Source organism: Cobetia sp. Dlab-2-AX (assembly GCF_024124625.1).
In the GTDB taxonomy this organism is placed as follows: Bacteria; Pseudomonadota; Gammaproteobacteria; order Pseudomonadales; family Halomonadaceae; genus Cobetia.
In genome coordinates, this window is the sequence record NZ_JAMXRV010000006.1 from 23,624 (window position 1) to 39,126 (window position 15,503).

Consider the following 15,503-nt stretch of genomic DNA (forward strand, 5'->3'; position numbering starts at 1 on the left):
GGCGCGAGGATGGCTGTTCAGACCTGCGCTTTCGCGGCATGCTGCTCATATCGCGCTGACGAGGCGCAACCGCTGACAGGACAAGCCTATGGGAACGCGATTTCTGCGCAATTTCTTCGAGCCCGCCAGTATTGTGGTGATCGGCGCTTCGGAAAAGCCGCATTCACTGGGCGGGCAGGTATTGCGCAATCTGCTTGAAGGGGGCTTCAAGGGCGCCCTGACGGTGGTCAATCCCAAGGGATATGAGACGGTGCATGGCGTGGCGTGCGTCAAGCGGGTCAGTGAGCTGGAGCAGGTGCCGGACCTGGCCATTCTGTGCTCACCGCCGGATACCTTGCCGCGTGTGATCGAGAAGCTGGGCCGGCGCGGCGTCAAGGCGGCGCTGCTGATTTCGGGAGGTGTCGCGCCGACACCGGTCAGCTCGTTGGCTCGCGTTACCGGCAAGGGGCTTGAGATGCTGTCACGCCGCGATGGGCTGAACTTCTCTGCCCCGCGCCTGCCAGGCATTCACACGTCCATTTCGAGCAAGTCAGGCCCCAATCCCTCCGCCACCGAGTCGTCGTCTTTGGATGAGGCCGGCGAGCCTTTAGCGTCGAGCCCCGAGCGCTATCCGCGAATCGCCGACAGCACGGACGACGTGCTGGATGCCTCGCAGGCACGAGAGCCGGGAGTCGAAATCCCGCGTATCCACCGTGATCAGGAAAGTCTCAACAGTCGGTTGCTAAAGGCCGCCCGTGGCAGTGGGATTCGTCTGCTCGGGCCGGAATGCATGGGCATCTGCGTGCCCAACCGCCACCTGAATGCCTCCTTCAGCGGACAGCCAGTGGTCAAAGGCAAGGTCGCCTATCTCGGCCAGTCGGGGATGCTGGGCAATGCGATGATCGACTGGGCGGCTGGGCGCGGCATCGGCTTCTCGCATCTGGTGACCCTGGGCGACAGCGTCGATGTGATGCTGCCCGACCTGATCGACTATCTGAACCAGTACGGGCCGTCGCAGGCCTTGTTGTTGCACCTGGAGCGCATTCACGACCCGATGCACTTCATGACCGCGCTGCGTGAGGCGTCCCGCAATCGGCTGGTGCTGGCGATCAAGAGCGGGCGCACCCCCGAGGCCGACCTGTTCGGCACACATGTCACGCGGGGCGTGCCCAATCGCGACCGGATCGTCGATGTTGCCCTCGCGCGTGCCGGGGTGGTGCGTGTCAATGACAGCGAAGACATGTTCGATGCGCTGGAGACGCTGAATCGCATGAAGCCGTTGCGCGGTGATCGACTGGCGATCGTCTCCAATGGGTTGGGCCCGGCCTTGCTGGCCATCGACAAGCTGATGGCGGGTGGCGGCAAGTTGGCCGAGCTGAGTGAGGAGAGCCGCCAGGCGCTGCTCAAGGCCGAGTTGGACGTCAGCCTGCCGGGGCGTAATCCGGTGGATCTGGGCGGCAATGCTACGCCACAAGACTTCCTGGCCGCGGTCAACATCGTGGCCAATGACCGTGGCGTGGACGCCGTGCTGGTCGTGCATGCGCCGACACGTCTTGCTCCTTCGCGGGCGACGGCCGAGGCGCTGGTGGCGCATCGCAAGCAATTCCGACGCAACCTGCTGACCAGCTGGATGGGACTTGAGCAGGCACTTTCGGCCCGTCATGAATGTCATCTGGCCGGCATTCCGACCTATCTGTCACCTGAGAAGGGCGTCAAGGCCTTCCTGCAGATGGTCGATTATCACCGCGTGCAGACACTGTTGCAGCAGACGCCACCGAGCCTGGCCTTCTCGACCAGTGCCGAGATCCGCGCCCGTGCCCATGACCTGGTGCATAGCGCGCGGCGTGCGGGCCGTGAATGGTTGACCCACTCGGAGACGGCGCAGGTGCTCGATACCTACGGCATCGCGACCGCGCCCAGCCGCTATGTACTCGACGCCGCTGAAGGCGTGCGTGCCATCGTCGAGTTGCAGCGTTCTGCCACGGATGACGACAAGCCTTCTCGTCATGGCCCCTATGCGCTGCGCGTGGTGCATGAACACAACAGCCAGCCGTTCCGCTATCGCCGCTACCCACAGCGGTTGTCTTCCGGCGTGGTGCAGGACCTTTCCGGTCCGGAGGATATCGCGCTGGCGATCCGCCGCATCACCCAGAAGGTGGCGGAGGGCGATGTCGAACGCGGCCGTAGTGACCACGAGCGCACGCGCATTCATGAGTTCTGCCTGCAGCCGATGCAGCGTGGCAAACACTCGCTGCAGTTGAGCGCAGGCATCACGCGCGATGACGAATTCGGCCCGGTGATCGTGTTCGGTATCGGCGGTTACAAGGTCAATGTGCTGGCGGACCGCCAGGTGGCCTTGCCGCCCCTCAACATGACACTGGCGCGTGAGCTGATCTCGCGCAGCCATGCCTCCCGCCTGATCGCCGAGCACTCGCCGGACCCGGAGCGCGATTTCGAGCGCGTCAGCACGCTGTTGATCAAGCTCTCACAGTTGGCATCGGATTTGCCTGACATAAGAGGGTTGGAAATCAATCCGTTGTTGCTCAACCGTGAGGAAGCCGTGGCGGTGGACTTCGCGTTGGATCTCGGCAAACCGGCTCGTTTCGCGATCATGCCGTATCCGGAGGAGCTGCGTGAATGGGTGTCGCTGGACAATGGCATGCACGTCGAGGTGCGCCCGATACGCGGCGAGGATGCGCCCTTGATCACGGCCTTCCACGCGCGGCTCTCCGAGGAGAGCATTCGTTTCCGCTACTTCCACCACAAGGCGGCGCTGACTCAGCGAGATCTCGCGTTGCTCGCCCAGATCAATTACGACCGCCAGATGGCCTTCATCGCCGAGCGTGAAGTGGAAGTCCAGTCAGGTCAGTCGCCGCAGCGCGAGATGCTGGGGGTGGTGCGGGTATGGAATGACCCGGACAACATTCGCACCGAGTTCTCCGTCATCATCCGTGATGACATGCAAGGCGAAGGGATCGGTCGTCTGCTGATGGAGAAGATGCTGCGCTATTGCCGCTCGCTGGGCACGCTGGAGATGGTCGGCAAGATCATGATCGACAACCATCCGATGCGTGCCCTGATGAAGCACCTTGGCTTCACCTGTCGCTACAACATGGAGGAGCAGGTCATCGATGCCAGCATCCGTCTCAACGAGCCGGTCAGTGATTGGCAGCGCCTGAGGCTGGAAGCCAAGGCCTGATGCGTCTTGTTGGTGCATGGGCTCATTTGATAGGCGTGTGCGGGGGTTGTTCAAGGGCGCGTGCACGCCAGGCGGTTCTCGGCCACACGCAATGCGTCAGGGGATGGAGAGCAATAGACCAATAACAACATGCAATGTCGTGATTCAGGGAGGTACCAGCAAGAAGCGTCAAGAGCATACCACCTTGGTCGTATAAACGTCTGTTCGTGTTTGAGCGCTTATCAATAAAACTGTATTGTAATTACAAATATAAGAATCCTTTATGGATAATGGCGCAGGGGATGACACAGTATTCTGTCAGCAGGTCGGCAAGCGCAGCTTGCGGCCAGATTGCGCGATGTCAGCGGCAGGGCGAGCCATTCTCCCTGCCGGATTGAGTGCGTAATTGACAGAATCCGTGAATATTTCCTGCCCGCTGACGACAGGAAAGCCAATGACTGACACTCGCGACGTGAAGATTCGAGTGCGCAATCTGAGCAAGGTGTTCGGCAATCAGCCCGACAAGGCACTCAAATTGCGTGATGAGGGCATGAAGCGCCCTGAGATTCTCGAGAAGACTGGCCAGACGTTGGGGCTTTCCAACGTGGAATTTGATGTGATGGAAGGCGAGTTGCTGGTCATCATGGGACTGTCCGGTTCCGGGAAATCGACCCTGATCCGCTGCCTGAACCGGTTGATCGAGCCGACGGAGGGCGAGATCCTCATCGATGGCGATGATGTCGCCAAGCTGGATGACAAGTCGCTGTTGCGCTGTCGCCGCAAGCATTTCTCGATGGTGTTCCAGAATTTCGCGCTCTTTCCGCATCGCACCGTGCAGCAGAACGCCGAATTCGGCCTCGAGGTGCGCGGTGAGGACAAGACGGTCTGTTATCAGCGTGGGCGCGATGCGCTCAAGCAGGTAGGGCTGGAAGGGTGGGAAGATGCCTATCCCAGCCAGCTCTCGGGTGGCATGCAGCAACGGGTCGGCCTGGCACGCGCCCTGGCCAACGACTCAAGCGTTCTGCTGATGGACGAAGCCTTCTCGGCCCTTGATCCTCTGATTCGCAAGGACATGCAGCAGGAGTTGCTGGCGCTGCAGCACAAGATGAAGAAGACCACCATCTTCATCACCCACGACCTCGATGAAGCTCTGTCCATCGGCGACCGCATCATCCTGCTCAAGGATGGCGAGATCGTGCAGATCGGCTCCCCCGAAAGCATCCTCACTTCCCCGGCCAATGATTATGTGGCGCGCTTCGTCGAAGGCGTCGACATGTCGCGTATCCTCACTGCCCGCTCGGCGATGACCGATGTGCGGGCCACCGCACGTGATGACGATGGCCCGCGCACGGCGCTGCGCAAGATGGGCGACAACGGCCTCGACAGCCTGTTCGTGGTCCGTCGTGATCGCACCGTGCTCGGGATCATCACCGCCGAGGATACCGAACGTGCCGTGCGCGAGAATCTTACCGATCTCTCGAGCATCATCCACTCCGATTGCTGTCAGGTCTCGCCGGAAGAACCGCTGCACAACCTGTTCGCGATGTTTGCCGGTCATCACCATCCGCTGGCGGTGGTCGATGAGCAATCCCGCCTCTTGGGCGTGGTGATCAAAGGGTCCGTACTCGCGGAACTGGCGGAAGCAGGGGAGGCACACGCATGAGCGACGCAACCGGTTTTACCATCCCGAAGATAGAGCTGGGTGACTGGATCGAGACGGGGCTGGATTACCTGACGACCAACTACTCAGGCATCACGCGCGGTATCTCCAAGTTCACCGAGACCGGCATCGACGTCCTGAACGATGCACTGATGTGGCTGCCCGAGTGGGCGCTGATCGCTCTGGTCGCGCTGCTGTGCTGGCGGCTGGCCGGCACGCGCCTGGCCATCGGTTCCGTACTGGGGCTGGGACTGATCTGGAACCTGGATTTGTGGCACCCGATGATCGAATCCCTGACCCTGGTGGTGATCGCCACCCTGGTCGCGGTGGTGATCGCGGTACCGCTGGGGATTCTGGCGGCACTCTCGGACCGCTTCTACAAGGTCATCATGCCGGTGCTGGATTTCATGCAGACCATGCCGGCCTTCGTCTATCTGATCCCGGCGATTCCCTTCTTCGGCATCGGCTCGGTCTCCGCCATCTTCGCCACCGTGATCTTCTCGATGCCGCCGGCGATTCGCTTCACCACGCTGGGCATTCGGCAGGTGCCCAATGACCTGATCGAAGCGGCCGATGCCTTCGGGGCCACCCGCAGCCAGAAGCTCTTCAAGCTGCAGCTGCCGCTTTCCCTGCCCACCGTGATGGCCGGCATCAACCAGACCATCATGCTGGCACTGTCGATGGTGGTGATCGCGGCCATGATCGGCGCCGATGGCCTGGGGAATGAGGTCTGGAAAGCCATCCAGCGCCTGCGTCCGGGAGATGGTTTCGAAGCGGGCATCGCGGTGGTCATCCTGGCCATGCTGCTCGACCGCCTGACCCAGACCTTCAGCAAGGAAAAGAAGCCCCGTTCATGAGGGGATTCACCAGTGGCCTCCGTGCGCTTTGTGGCTATGCGGAGGCCGCTTCGAGCACTTCCATACCCGACTCAACGTTTGGCCGTCGGCACGCGTTTTTCGACAGATGTGCTTCGATAAACAATGAGTAAATTCGAATGAAGGGGAAAATGATGAACAAGCAAGATGCCTCCCGCACTACCTTGAACGTCACCGCGAAGATGAATGCCGCCACCAAGGCATTGCTGCTCGGCGCTGTCATGTCCTCCTCACTGGCCGGGGCGAGCGCCGTGTATGCCGCCGGTGACAAGGGCGATGTGACGCTGGCTTACGTCGAGTGGTCTTCTGAAGTCGCCTCCACCAATGTGGTCAAGGCGGTGCTCGAATCACAGGGCTACAACGTCGAACTCAAGGCGCTGTCTGCGGCGGCGATGTTCCAGGCGGTCGCCTTCGGCGATGCCGATGGCATGGTCGGTGCGTGGCTCCCCACCACCCACGAAGACTACATGGCCAAGATCGCCGACAAGGTCGACGACCTGGGCGTCAATCTCGAAGGCACCAAGCTGGGGCTGGTCGTGCCGTCCTACAGCAAGCTCGAGACCATCGACGACATCAAGACCCACGCCGATGACATCGATGAGCGCATCGTCGGCATCGAGCCGGGCGCAGGTCTGACGCGTCTGACCGAGCAGGTGCTTGAGGACTACGCTCTCGAGGACATCGATCTGACCACCGGCAGCGGCGCGACCATGACCGCCGCGCTGAGCAATGCGATCAAGGGTGAGCGTGAGATCGTCGTCACTGGCTGGACGCCGCACTGGATGTTCGCCCGCTGGGATCTCAAGTACCTGGATGACCCGAAGGGCGTCTACGGCGGTGCCGAGGAGATTCACACCCTGGCGCGCAAGGGACTCGAGGAAGACATGCCGGAGGTCTACGCGATTCTCGACAACTTCGCCTGGACCCCGGCTGACATGGGCGAAGTGATGCTCAACAACCAGGAAGATGACGCCGACCCCTACGAAACCGCCAAGGCGTGGGTGGAAAACCATCAGGATATCGTCAAGGAATGGCTGCCGGCCGCGGCTGAGTGATGCCTGACGCATGACTCACTGAGTCATGAATGACGAAACGCCTCCGCAGGGTCTCCTGTGGGGGCGTTTCGTTGTGTGCCTGCAAGGACGCGTCACTCACACGGGGCGGGCTCACCCTGAATTGATCAGAACGGGCTGGCTCAGAACGGACAGGGACTGCGCACTTCCATGCGCTCACCGCTCACCGGGTGATCGAAGCTGATCATCTCGGCGTGCAGCATCAGGCGCTTGGCCATGAAGAAGGCCTCATCCGTCGCATAGAGATCGCAGCCCAGGATCGGGTGGCCGATCTGCTGGCTATGGATGCGCAACTGATGGGTGCGGCCTGACACCGGCGTGAACTCGACGCGTGTGCGCGCCGGGTTCTCCAGACGTTCGATGACGCGGAAATCACTGATGGCGGCCTTGCCTGTCTCGTGGCAGATCTTTTGCAGTGGGAACTGGTCGACGTCCTTGGCGATGGGCAGCGAGATGCGCCCGCTGTCCTCCTGGAGATGGCCATGCAGGATCGCGGTGTAGGACTTGCCGATGTTGCGGTCCTGAAACTGGCGTGTCAGGTTGCCGTTGGCCGGCTTGTTGAGTGCGACCAGCATGATGCCGGAGGTGCCGAAATCCAGCCGATGCAGCAGCTTGGCGCTGGGGTATTCCTTGACCAGACGATGATGCAGCGAATCCAGATTGAGCGGATGCTTGCCGGAAAGGCTGAGCAGGCCACTGGGCTTGTGGATCAGCAGAATGTCATCGTCGGCGTACAGCACCGCGTAGGTTTCGTGGCAGACGGGAACGATGAACGGGTCGGCTTGTGGCTGCATAGGGGCTCGTCAGTGACATCAAGGAGGGCGGGGCGAAATGGCAAGTGAGGTAATTGCTGGCGTGCTCTAGAGCGCTGGCGCGGTCTAAAGCACGATATCCTGCCAGTGATACTCATACTCATCGTCCTCACCATCCTCAGGCGCACGACCGATGAAGAGGCTGGCGGTGAATGCGCGCACGAAGATCACCTGGCTGCCATCCAGTGCGGTCAGCACCTCACCCTTCTTGAGCTTCTTGATCTTGCGCTTGCGCGCCGCGGCAGCATCACGCGCCGCGCGGGTGTCGGTGCGCCACTGGGCGGCAATCTCACCGGGCGCTGTCGACTGTTCAAGTAGCTCCTGGGGGCATTGCAGCGGAATGTCTGGCGTGCCCTCGTCACGGATATGGTATTCCCAGCGGCTGGGATCCCCATTCTTGGGGGCCTGCATCAGGTGCTGGCGAATGAAGGTATGGCCGTGAGGGTGCTCCAGCACGGTATGCAGCACATTACCGACCACGGCGTGATCGACCAGCGAGATGCCATGCCTATCGGACGGGGTGTAGCCGGCCAGCAGACGGTCTACCAGTGTCTGACGTGCCACCTTGGGGGTGCCGCTGTCATCCCAGGCCATGAAGCCTCCAATCTGAGCGTGTCTGGCATCGCAGGCCATGTCGGGGGCACCGTGAAGGGCGCAGGCCGACTGGCGTTCGAGAGGCCGAAAGGGCGGCCATTGTCCGGCTTGTGCCCGGCGAGGGCAAGCCGCTGACCGCGCGAATCTGCACCTGCGGGGGTCTCAGGTTAGCGCAAGCGATAACACAAGCGGCATCCCGGACGGCGCCCGCACAGTAACCCGAACGGCAACGCAAGAGGCCCCGCATGAGCGGAGCCTCGAAAAGAGCGCTGTGTTGGCGCAGAGTGGCTATCGGCATGGACTGGCTAGCGGGTCAGGGCGCCAGCAGCTGCTTGTGCCATTCGCCGTCTTCGGTGTCCAGGCGCTGGTAGCGCACGCGATCGTGCAGGCGCGAGGGCTGACCCTGCCAGAATTCGATCATCTCCGGCACCACGCGGTAGCCGCCCCAATGCTCCGGACGCGGTACCTCGGTGGTGGCATAGACCTGCTCGAAGCGACCCTGACGCTCGCTGAGCCATTCGCGATCGGGGATCTCGACACTCTGCTGCGAGACCCAGGCGCCCAGCTGGCTCTCTTTGGGGCGTGAGGCGAAGTACTGATCGGAGGTGGCATCCGCGACCTTCTCGACGCTGCCTTCGATGCGCACCTGGCGCTCCAGCGCGGGCCACCAGAAGGTCAGTGCGGCGAAGGGCACATTGGCCAGTTCGCTGCCCTTGTGGCTCTGATAGTTGGTATAGAAGATGAAGCCTTCACTGTCGCAGCCCTTGAGCAGCACGATGCGCGCATGCGGCTTGCCTTGGCTGTCGACGGTGGAGAGCGTCATGACATTGGCGTCGTTGTCATCGGTGGACAGGGCACTGGTCAACCACTCCTGAAACAGCTCGAAGGGCTCCAGCGGTGTGTTCGCAAGGCTCAGGCCATCACCGGAATAGGTTCTGCGCACATCGGCGATATCGCGGTTCATGGTGGGCTCCCTTGATGAATTGCTCATGTAATGAGATGACTGTGACCGCTCACGTGCTGGATCGCAAGCCTCAGATACCGCCCAGCTGCAGCCACGCCATGTAAAGCCCGGTACCGACGGCAATCGAGAGCAGCGCATTGCGGCGCCACAGATGCAGTCCCGCCACGTAGAGGGCCGCGACCAGCATGCCGGCGCCCTCGGCGCTTTCAAGCCAACTCCGCCAGGCCGAGATGCGGTACACGGACTCTGACATGTCAGGCAGCTGCATGGCCGACAGCGAGACGATGATCAGCACGACCATGACGATGGCCGGCAGATAGCGGCCCATGTGCAGAATCAGCGGATGGGCCGAATGGCGGGACAGGAACACGAAGGGCAACGCGCGCGTGGCGAAGGTCGCACCGGCTGACACGGCGATCAATAGCAAGGCCTGCAAGGTCGTCATGGGGTGGTGTGCTCCGAGGCTTGATTGTGCTCAGTCTGGCGCGAGCCAGACTTGCCGTGTGGGGGATGATCGTCATGCGAGGCGTGCTTGCCGTGTGGCTGTTGTTTGCCACGCTGGTAATGATATTGCCCCAGCAGGAGCGCGCAGGCTGCCGCGATGCTGCCCAGCAACAGCTGGTCTTCCGGCAACAGCCACAGGCCCGCGAGCGTGACCAGCAGGCCGAGCATGAAGGGCCAGCGCTCGCGCAGGGCGAACCACTGTTCGATGCCCAGCACCACGAACAGTGCCGTCAACGCAAACTCGATGCCGCTGCTGTCAAAGCTGAGCTGTCCGGCTGCCAGACCCAGCAGCGTCCCCAGTACCCACCAGGATTGGTTGAGGAAGGTGATGCGCAACATCAGGCGTTGGTCATCACGGCGCGCCACAGGATCATCGCGCTCGCCGCTGCACGGCAGGCTGGCCAGCAGCGAGTAGGTTTCATCGGTCAGCCCGAAGATGAGGTAGAGCTTGCCAAGGCCCGCCGCGCGGAAGCGCTCCAGCAGCGACAGGCCGTAGAAGAGGTGACGCGAATTGAGCAGCAGCGTGGCCACGAAGACCTCGGTGATGCCGGCTCCCGCACCGAGCAATGCCACCGCCAGAAACTGGCCGGCCCCGGCCAGGATGACCAGTGACATGAGAAGGCCCAGCCATGGACTCAACGGCAGCTGGGTGAACAGCACGCCGAAGGCAGCGCCCAGCGGGATATAGCCGAACATCACCGGCAAGGTCTGGTTGAGTGCCTGTTGCCATAGGTGGCGATCGCTGACTGGCTGCCGGGGAGGCGAGCCTGCACCGGCGGTGTCGCCCTGGGAGGCGTGCGAGGTACTGGCCGTGGAAGGCGATGACATGGCGAGAGTTCCATTCTGCGCAGGCGGGGTGAAGATGGGCGACACATGCAGGGGGCCTTCAAGAGGCCGAGTCCCCACAAGCTGCAGACAATCTACGCAGCATATAATGTCATCAAGTGTCAGGCGATGCTGCCAAGGTGGCAGCTGGCAGTGGAAAGTGCTGACTCAGCGCTTCATTACTGATATTTCACATGTCTCATGGCGGCAGAGCAGGTTGCTTTACCGTGGGTCGCCAGGTCACGGCCACCTATGCTGGCCTGTAGTCGCTCGCTGGCTGCCTATCGCTGCCTGACCACATGCCGTGCCATCAAAGGTTCATTCGCTGAGGGAGTCATCAGGATGAGTTCGAACCGATCCCGCAAGACCTCGTCTGATACGTTGCTTCCCGTTGAGGGCGGGCTTTCATCGCTGCGCAGTGTCGAGGTCTGGGGGCTGGCCATCCGGCTGTTTCACCTGTTGCTGATTCTGGCGATCATCGGCATGTGGTACACCGCCGAGGTGGGCGCAGGGCTCGACTTTCCGATGGTTTGGCACGCACGGCTGGGATATTGCGTGATCGGACTGGTGGTATTTCGCCTCATCTGGGGGCTGGTGGGCAGCGGGCATGCTCGCTTCAGCCGCTTCGTGGCGTCACCGCGCACGACCTGGCGCTACGCCGGTGACTTTCTGGCGGGTCGCGCGCCACGCCATGCAGGCCATAACCCCCTGGGGGGCTGGATGACGCTGACCATGTTGCTGGTGCTGGCGATTCAGGGATCGAGCGGGCTGTTTCTGACCGATGACCTGCTGTTCGAAGGGCCCCTGCATGACCGGGTCCCAGCGAGTGTCGCCGAGGGGCTGGCCTGGGTGCATCACACCAATATCACGCTGCTGTGGGGGCTGATCGCTCTGCATCTGATGGCCATTGTCTGGCACGGCCTGCGCGGTGAGTGGTTGATCTGGGCGATGGTGCATGGCCGCAAGCATTTCAGGCGCGATGAGTCGGTGGCAGACGAGGGTGAGCCAGTGCCACCTTCACGCCCACGCAGGTGGCTCGCGCTGGGGTTGGCGATCGGTATTGCCGTTCTGGTCATCTGGCAGGGGGCGCAGTTGCCGTAAGCTTTGCTTGCTTTCACTCTGACTTTCGCCCTCAAGTATGCCAAGACGCAAAAGCGCCGCCACGAGCAATCTCATGGCGGCGCTTTTGCGTCTTGAAGGAGCTTTGGCGATATCAGTCAGCGCGATACTGCTGATGACAGCCCTTGCAGGTCTTGGCTGTCTCGACGAACTGGCTGCGCAGGGCGTCAAGGTCCTGACTGACGGCGGCGTCGGCCAATGCCCGGCTCTGGGTCATCAGCGCTTCTGCACGCTTGTCGAAGCCTGCACGGTCGCTCTCTATCTTGCTCAGCGCGTCGGTATCACCGTCGTAGGAGCCAGCGATGAAGCCCTCCCATGGCATCTGAGCCAACAGCGCCAGTCGCTCGGCGCGGGTGCGAAACTCCTCGACATCATAGTCCTGCTTGCCCTTGACCATCGCGCCCATCGGACTGAATTGCCACGCCAGTGTCTGGAAGACAGCCTGACGGTACTGGATGGCATCCTCCGCCTTGTCGGCCAGTGCCGCAGGCGATACCAACAGGCTGGCAAGCACCGCGCCAGCCGCTAGCACGCCAGTGGTCAGGCGGTTGCGCGAAATGCCCCCAGGGCGCGGAAAAGACAAGTGTGTTGTCAGGCTGATCATGACAAAGCCTCGCTGTGGTCAACTCGCAAAGCCGATACAGCATAGGCGGCTCGCGATGGTTGAGGAGACACGCTGGAAGAAGCGGTGGGTAGCGGTGGGGAAAGCGGCAAGCCGCCATGGGAAGGCGCAAACCGATACCCGCCATTCTAGTCGGCTTTTTTACGGCTATTCTAGTCGCCTATTTCAGTCGGCCATTCTAGACGAACAAGGCGCGACGAGAAGGGCGGGAAATGGAGAGGCCAGGGCTTGATCAGGCCTGCGGCTGACGCTTGAGGTTGCGCGAGCGGAAACGGGCGTAAGCCATGCTGGAAATGAACAGCCCCAGCGCCGCCAGTGCTTCCAGTACGCCGATGACGGCGTGGCCAGGCACACCGGCCAGCATCACGCCCTGCATGATGTAGAGCAGGCTGACGAAGGCTAGCCAGACATGACCGCGTGCCCGGCGAGTGATGATGGCGGGTAGAAACAGGGCGAGCGGTAGCAGGCGGATCAGCAGCGGCAGCAGGCCGCTGTTCTCGCTCTGCGCCATCAGCTGAATGCCGCCGATCAGCAGCAGCAGGGCGACGGCCGCAAAACTTGCGATCACACCGCGACGGCTCTTGGCCTCGAGCATGTCGAGGCCCTGCTCACGTTCCAGTCGTTCAAGCCAGGCGCGCATCTATTTCGTCTCCCTGAGAGGTTGCATGGCCAGGGCCAGGCGAGCGATACGCTTGCCTTGCGCCAGTGCCAGGCGCTGTTCGTTGTCATCAACATCGTTGTCGCCACGCTTGCCGCTGACGTGGGTCGTGCCGTAGGGCGTGCCGCCCTGGGTGGTCTCGAGCAACTCGGTGGCGCTGTAGGGCACACCGGCATACACCATGCCATGATGCAGCAGCGGGATCAGCATGGTGATCAGCGTGGTTTCCTGGCCGCCATGCAGAGAGCTTGAGGCGCTGAAGGCGGTGGCAGGCTTGTCGATCAAGGCGCCGTTCATCCACAGCTCACTGGTGGAGTCCAGGAAGTACTTGAGCGGCGCCGCCATGTTGCCGAAACGGGTCGGGCTGCCCAGCGCCAGGCCCGCACAATGGCGCAGGTCGTCCAGCTCGACATACATGGCCCCGCTGTCGGGGATTTCCGGCTCGGTCTGCTCACAGGTGGCCGAGATCTCGGGCACACGGCGCAGGCGCGCCTGTACACCGCTGATGGACTCGATACCGGCGGCGACCTGCTCGGCCAGCGTGCGGGTCGCACCATGGCGGGAGTAATAGAGGACGAGGACGTACGGCGTCGCGTCGGAGGGCGTTGCGGACATGAGCTTCCTCAGGTGGATGACAATCTGTCGAAAGGGGCAAGCGGGGCGCTTGAGTGGGCATATCTTGTCGTCAGGGGATCACGCGTCGCTCAACAGCACCAGCACATCTTCGGGTGGGCGACCGATGACGGCATGCGCGCCATCATCGAGAATCGGCCGCTGCATCAATTTCGGCGTTGCGGCAATCGCGTCAAGGCGTTGCGCATCGCTGGGGGCTACGAGGCCCAGTGCCTTCCACTCGGCTTCGTTCTCGCGGGTCAGAGCCCGCGCCCCACCTTCCACTCGGGCGGCCAGGGCCTCGAGCTGCCCACGATCGAGGGGATCTTCCAGGTAGCGGACGGTCTCGAAGGCATCGCCCTCGAGGCGCGCGGTCAAAAGCGCCAGTGTTTCCCGTGACTTGGAGCAGCGTGGGTTATGGTAGAGTTTCAATATTGACATGACTGTCTCCGTTTCCGGACAGGTGATGGGTTTCACGCAGGCGCTACTGGCCATGGCCGGCGGTGGCGTATGCATCAGGCACGCATTGTAGAGGGGCGCACAAGAATGCCACAACTGCCAGGGATCTCGCGGGTCATGCCCGCCATCGGCGTCATCCTCAAGCTGGTATCACGTTTCAACTATCACGACGGCAAGAAGACCGCGTCGGCACTGACCTATACGACGCTGTTCGCCATTGTGCCTCTGATGACGGTCATCTATGCGATGTTTGCCGTCATTCCGAGTTTCGACGGCGTGGGCGATCAACTGCAGACCACGGTGTTCTCCCAGTTTCTGCCCTCGACCGGCGCTACGGTGCTCGAGTATCTCAACGAGTTCTCCGGTCAGGCGCGCAATCTGACCTCGGTGGGTCTGATCTTCCTGTTCGTGACCTCGGTGATGATGATGATCACCATCGAAGGCGCCTTCAATGCCATCTGGCAGGTGCCGGAAGGGCGCAAGGGACTGTCGAGCTTCCTGATGTACTGGGCCGTCCTGACGTTGGGGCCGCTGATGCTGGGCTCGGGCTTTTTGCTGTCGTCCTTTCTGACCTCGCTGTCCTTCTTCGACTCGGCTGCCGAGATGCTGGGCGGCAAGGCCCTGCTGCTGCGTCTGTTGCCGCCGCTGTTGAGCGCTGCGGCCTTCACCTTCATCTATGCCGCGGTGCCCAACTGCAAGGTTCGCCTGCGTGACGCCGCAGTCGGCGCGCTGACCACGGCGCTGGCGCTGGAGCTGGCCAAGGCGGGCTTCTCGCTCTACGTGACGCATTTCCCGTCCTATCAGGCTATCTACGGCGCCTTCGCGGCCGTGCCGCTCTTCCTGCTGTGGGTGTTCCTGTCCTGGTGCATTGTGCTGTTGGGGGCGGAGGTTGCAGCCTGGATGGGCGAACGCTCCAATGCTGACTGGCATCGCTGGCCGCCGTTCTGGCAGACCCTTGGCGCCGTGATGCTGCTCAAGGATGCCCATGAGCACGGTGAGCCGCTGTCCGATGACCGCCTCACGGAGGTGCTTGGCAGCCGTTATCGCCGAGTCCTCAAGCCGCTGATCGCCGAGAACATCGCCAGTCAGACCCAGGATGGCCAATGGGTACTGGGGCGTGACCTCAACCATTACTCTCTGTGGGAAATGGCCCATGCCTTGCCTTGGGAGTTGCCGGCCGGCGAGGCGGGCGAAGCGCCGCATCCGCGCCTCGAGCCGCTGCGCGAAGCGCTGGCGCATGCGCGCGCCGCCGAGAAGGAACGCATGGCCTGCAGCCTGGTGGATGTCCTGCCCGGAGTGGAGGAGGTGGACGCTGAGTCCGCGGCGGTGGAGAAGAAGGGCTCGCAGGATCCCGCACTTGCCGCGACCTGAAGGCGACGGGTACGCGATGGTAAGGTGACAGCCCGAGATTGAATGGGCAGAATGCGCACCCTGTGCCGACGGCTCTCCCCGCACAGGGTGAGGCGAACGCCGAAGACTGATGACAATGAAAGGGCCCGACTCCCGCTCGGGCCTTTTTATTTGTCTCTCGCGCATGACCCGGAACCGCTCGCTTGTCTTGCTAGAAGT

The 15,503-nt window shown here is 62.2% G+C and carries 15 protein-coding genes; 6 read left to right on the top strand and 9 right to left on the bottom strand.

The window, feature by feature from the left end:
* Nucleotides 1-88: 88 nt before the first annotated feature.
* From NH396_RS11200 to NH396_RS11215, 4 genes are all read left to right on the top strand, one after another.
* Nucleotides 89-3,178 (top strand): bifunctional acetate--CoA ligase family protein/GNAT family N-acetyltransferase, encoded by a 3,090-nt coding sequence (locus NH396_RS11200; RefSeq protein ID WP_253063655.1) that lies wholly within the window; start codon nucleotides 89-91, stop codon nucleotides 3,176-3,178.
* A gap of 433 nt (nucleotides 3,179-3,611) precedes the next feature.
* A complete protein-coding gene (locus NH396_RS11205; protein WP_176677040.1) occupies nucleotides 3,612-4,820 on the top strand; it encodes a betaine/proline/choline family ABC transporter ATP-binding protein in 1,209 nt (402 codons plus the stop codon).
* Nucleotides 4,817-5,674, top strand: coding sequence for a proline/glycine betaine ABC transporter permease (locus NH396_RS11210; protein WP_253063657.1), 858 nt, complete (start codon nucleotides 4,817-4,819; stop codon nucleotides 5,672-5,674). Before NH396_RS11205 ends, NH396_RS11210 begins: the two co-directional genes overlap by 4 nt.
* Nucleotides 5,675-5,826: 152 nt before the next feature.
* Nucleotides 5,827-6,747, top strand: coding sequence for a glycine betaine ABC transporter substrate-binding protein (locus NH396_RS11215; protein WP_253063660.1), 921 nt, complete (start codon nucleotides 5,827-5,829; stop codon nucleotides 6,745-6,747).
* Nucleotides 6,748-6,887: 140 nt separating this feature from the next.
* Here the strand turns inward: NH396_RS11215 and NH396_RS11220 are convergent, their stop codons facing one another.
* The 5 genes from NH396_RS11220 to NH396_RS11240 form a co-directional block, all read right to left on the bottom strand.
* Complete coding sequence (locus NH396_RS11220) at nucleotides 6,888-7,559, bottom strand: RluA family pseudouridine synthase (protein WP_253063662.1); 672 nt, start codon at nucleotides 7,557-7,559, stop codon at nucleotides 6,888-6,890.
* Between the two features lie 84 nt (nucleotides 7,560-7,643).
* A complete protein-coding gene (locus NH396_RS11225; protein ID WP_253063664.1) occupies nucleotides 7,644-8,171 on the bottom strand; it encodes a hypothetical protein in 528 nt (175 codons plus the stop codon).
* Between the two features lie 313 nt (nucleotides 8,172-8,484).
* Entirely contained in the window at nucleotides 8,485-9,135 is a 651-nt protein-coding gene (pdxH, locus tag NH396_RS11230; RefSeq protein ID WP_253063666.1) for a pyridoxamine 5'-phosphate oxidase, read from the bottom strand.
* A gap of 70 nt (nucleotides 9,136-9,205) precedes the next feature.
* Nucleotides 9,206-9,580, bottom strand: coding sequence for an AzlD domain-containing protein (locus NH396_RS11235; RefSeq protein ID WP_253063668.1), 375 nt, complete (start codon nucleotides 9,578-9,580; stop codon nucleotides 9,206-9,208).
* Nucleotides 9,577-10,467 (bottom strand): AzlC family ABC transporter permease, encoded by an 891-nt coding sequence (locus NH396_RS11240; protein ID WP_253063670.1) that lies wholly within the window; start codon nucleotides 10,465-10,467, stop codon nucleotides 9,577-9,579. The genes NH396_RS11235 and NH396_RS11240 overlap by 4 nt, the downstream gene beginning before the upstream one ends.
* Before the next feature lie 339 nt (nucleotides 10,468-10,806).
* Between NH396_RS11240 and NH396_RS11245 the strand changes: the two genes are divergently transcribed.
* A complete protein-coding gene (locus NH396_RS11245) occupies nucleotides 10,807-11,565 on the top strand; it encodes a cytochrome b/b6 domain-containing protein (RefSeq protein ID WP_253063672.1) in 759 nt (252 codons plus the stop codon).
* A gap of 112 nt (nucleotides 11,566-11,677) precedes the next feature.
* Here NH396_RS11245 and NH396_RS11250 read toward each other — a convergent pair whose 3' ends face one another.
* From NH396_RS11250 to NH396_RS11265, 4 genes are all read right to left on the bottom strand, one after another.
* On the bottom strand, nucleotides 11,678-12,166 hold the full coding sequence (locus tag NH396_RS11250) for a cytochrome c (protein ID WP_253063674.1): 489 nt from the start codon (nucleotides 12,164-12,166) through the stop codon (nucleotides 11,678-11,680).
* Between the two features lie 271 nt (nucleotides 12,167-12,437).
* Nucleotides 12,438-12,845: a DUF2069 domain-containing protein gene (locus NH396_RS11255; protein ID WP_253063676.1), complete on the bottom strand. Its 408-nt coding sequence runs from the start codon at nucleotides 12,843-12,845 to the stop codon at nucleotides 12,438-12,440.
* Nucleotides 12,846-13,478, bottom strand: coding sequence for an NAD(P)H:quinone oxidoreductase (gene wrbA / locus NH396_RS11260; RefSeq protein WP_253063678.1), 633 nt, complete (start codon nucleotides 13,476-13,478; stop codon nucleotides 12,846-12,848).
* Nucleotides 13,479-13,556: 78 nt separating this feature from the next.
* Complete coding sequence (locus NH396_RS11265; protein WP_253063680.1) at nucleotides 13,557-13,916, bottom strand: ArsC/Spx/MgsR family protein; 360 nt, start codon at nucleotides 13,914-13,916, stop codon at nucleotides 13,557-13,559.
* 105 nt (nucleotides 13,917-14,021) lie between these two features.
* Between NH396_RS11265 and NH396_RS11270 the strand changes: the two genes are divergently transcribed.
* On the top strand, nucleotides 14,022-15,305 hold the full coding sequence (locus NH396_RS11270; RefSeq protein WP_253063682.1) for a YihY family inner membrane protein: 1,284 nt from the start codon (nucleotides 14,022-14,024) through the stop codon (nucleotides 15,303-15,305).
* Nucleotides 15,306-15,503: the final 198 nt, after the last annotated feature.

Coding starts and splice junctions, on each gene's coding strand:
- NH396_RS11200 (WP_253063655.1), top strand. CDS start 89: ATGGGAACGCGATTTCTGCGCAATTTCTTCGAGCCCGCCAGTATTGTG.
- NH396_RS11205 (WP_176677040.1), top strand. CDS start 3,612: ATGACTGACACTCGCGACGTGAAGATTCGAGTGCGCAATCTGAGCAAG.
- NH396_RS11210 (WP_253063657.1), top strand. CDS start 4,817: ATGAGCGACGCAACCGGTTTTACCATCCCGAAGATAGAGCTGGGTGAC.
- NH396_RS11215 (WP_253063660.1), top strand. CDS start 5,827: ATGAACAAGCAAGATGCCTCCCGCACTACCTTGAACGTCACCGCGAAG.
- NH396_RS11220 (WP_253063662.1), bottom strand. CDS start 7,559: ATGCAGCCACAAGCCGACCCGTTCATCGTTCCCGTCTGCCACGAAACC.
- NH396_RS11225 (WP_253063664.1), bottom strand. CDS start 8,171: ATGGCCTGGGATGACAGCGGCACCCCCAAGGTGGCACGTCAGACACTG.
- pdxH (WP_253063666.1), bottom strand. CDS start 9,135: ATGAACCGCGATATCGCCGATGTGCGCAGAACCTATTCCGGTGATGGC.
- NH396_RS11235 (WP_253063668.1), bottom strand. CDS start 9,580: ATGACGACCTTGCAGGCCTTGCTATTGATCGCCGTGTCAGCCGGTGCG.
- NH396_RS11240 (WP_253063670.1), bottom strand. CDS start 10,467: ATGTCATCGCCTTCCACGGCCAGTACCTCGCACGCCTCCCAGGGCGAC.
- NH396_RS11245 (WP_253063672.1), top strand. CDS start 10,807: ATGAGTTCGAACCGATCCCGCAAGACCTCGTCTGATACGTTGCTTCCC.
- NH396_RS11255 (WP_253063676.1), bottom strand. CDS start 12,845: ATGCGCGCCTGGCTTGAACGACTGGAACGTGAGCAGGGCCTCGACATG.
- wrbA (WP_253063678.1), bottom strand. CDS start 13,478: ATGTCCGCAACGCCCTCCGACGCGACGCCGTACGTCCTCGTCCTCTAT.
- NH396_RS11265 (WP_253063680.1), bottom strand. CDS start 13,916: ATGTCAATATTGAAACTCTACCATAACCCACGCTGCTCCAAGTCACGG.
- NH396_RS11270 (WP_253063682.1), top strand. CDS start 14,022: ATGCCACAACTGCCAGGGATCTCGCGGGTCATGCCCGCCATCGGCGTC.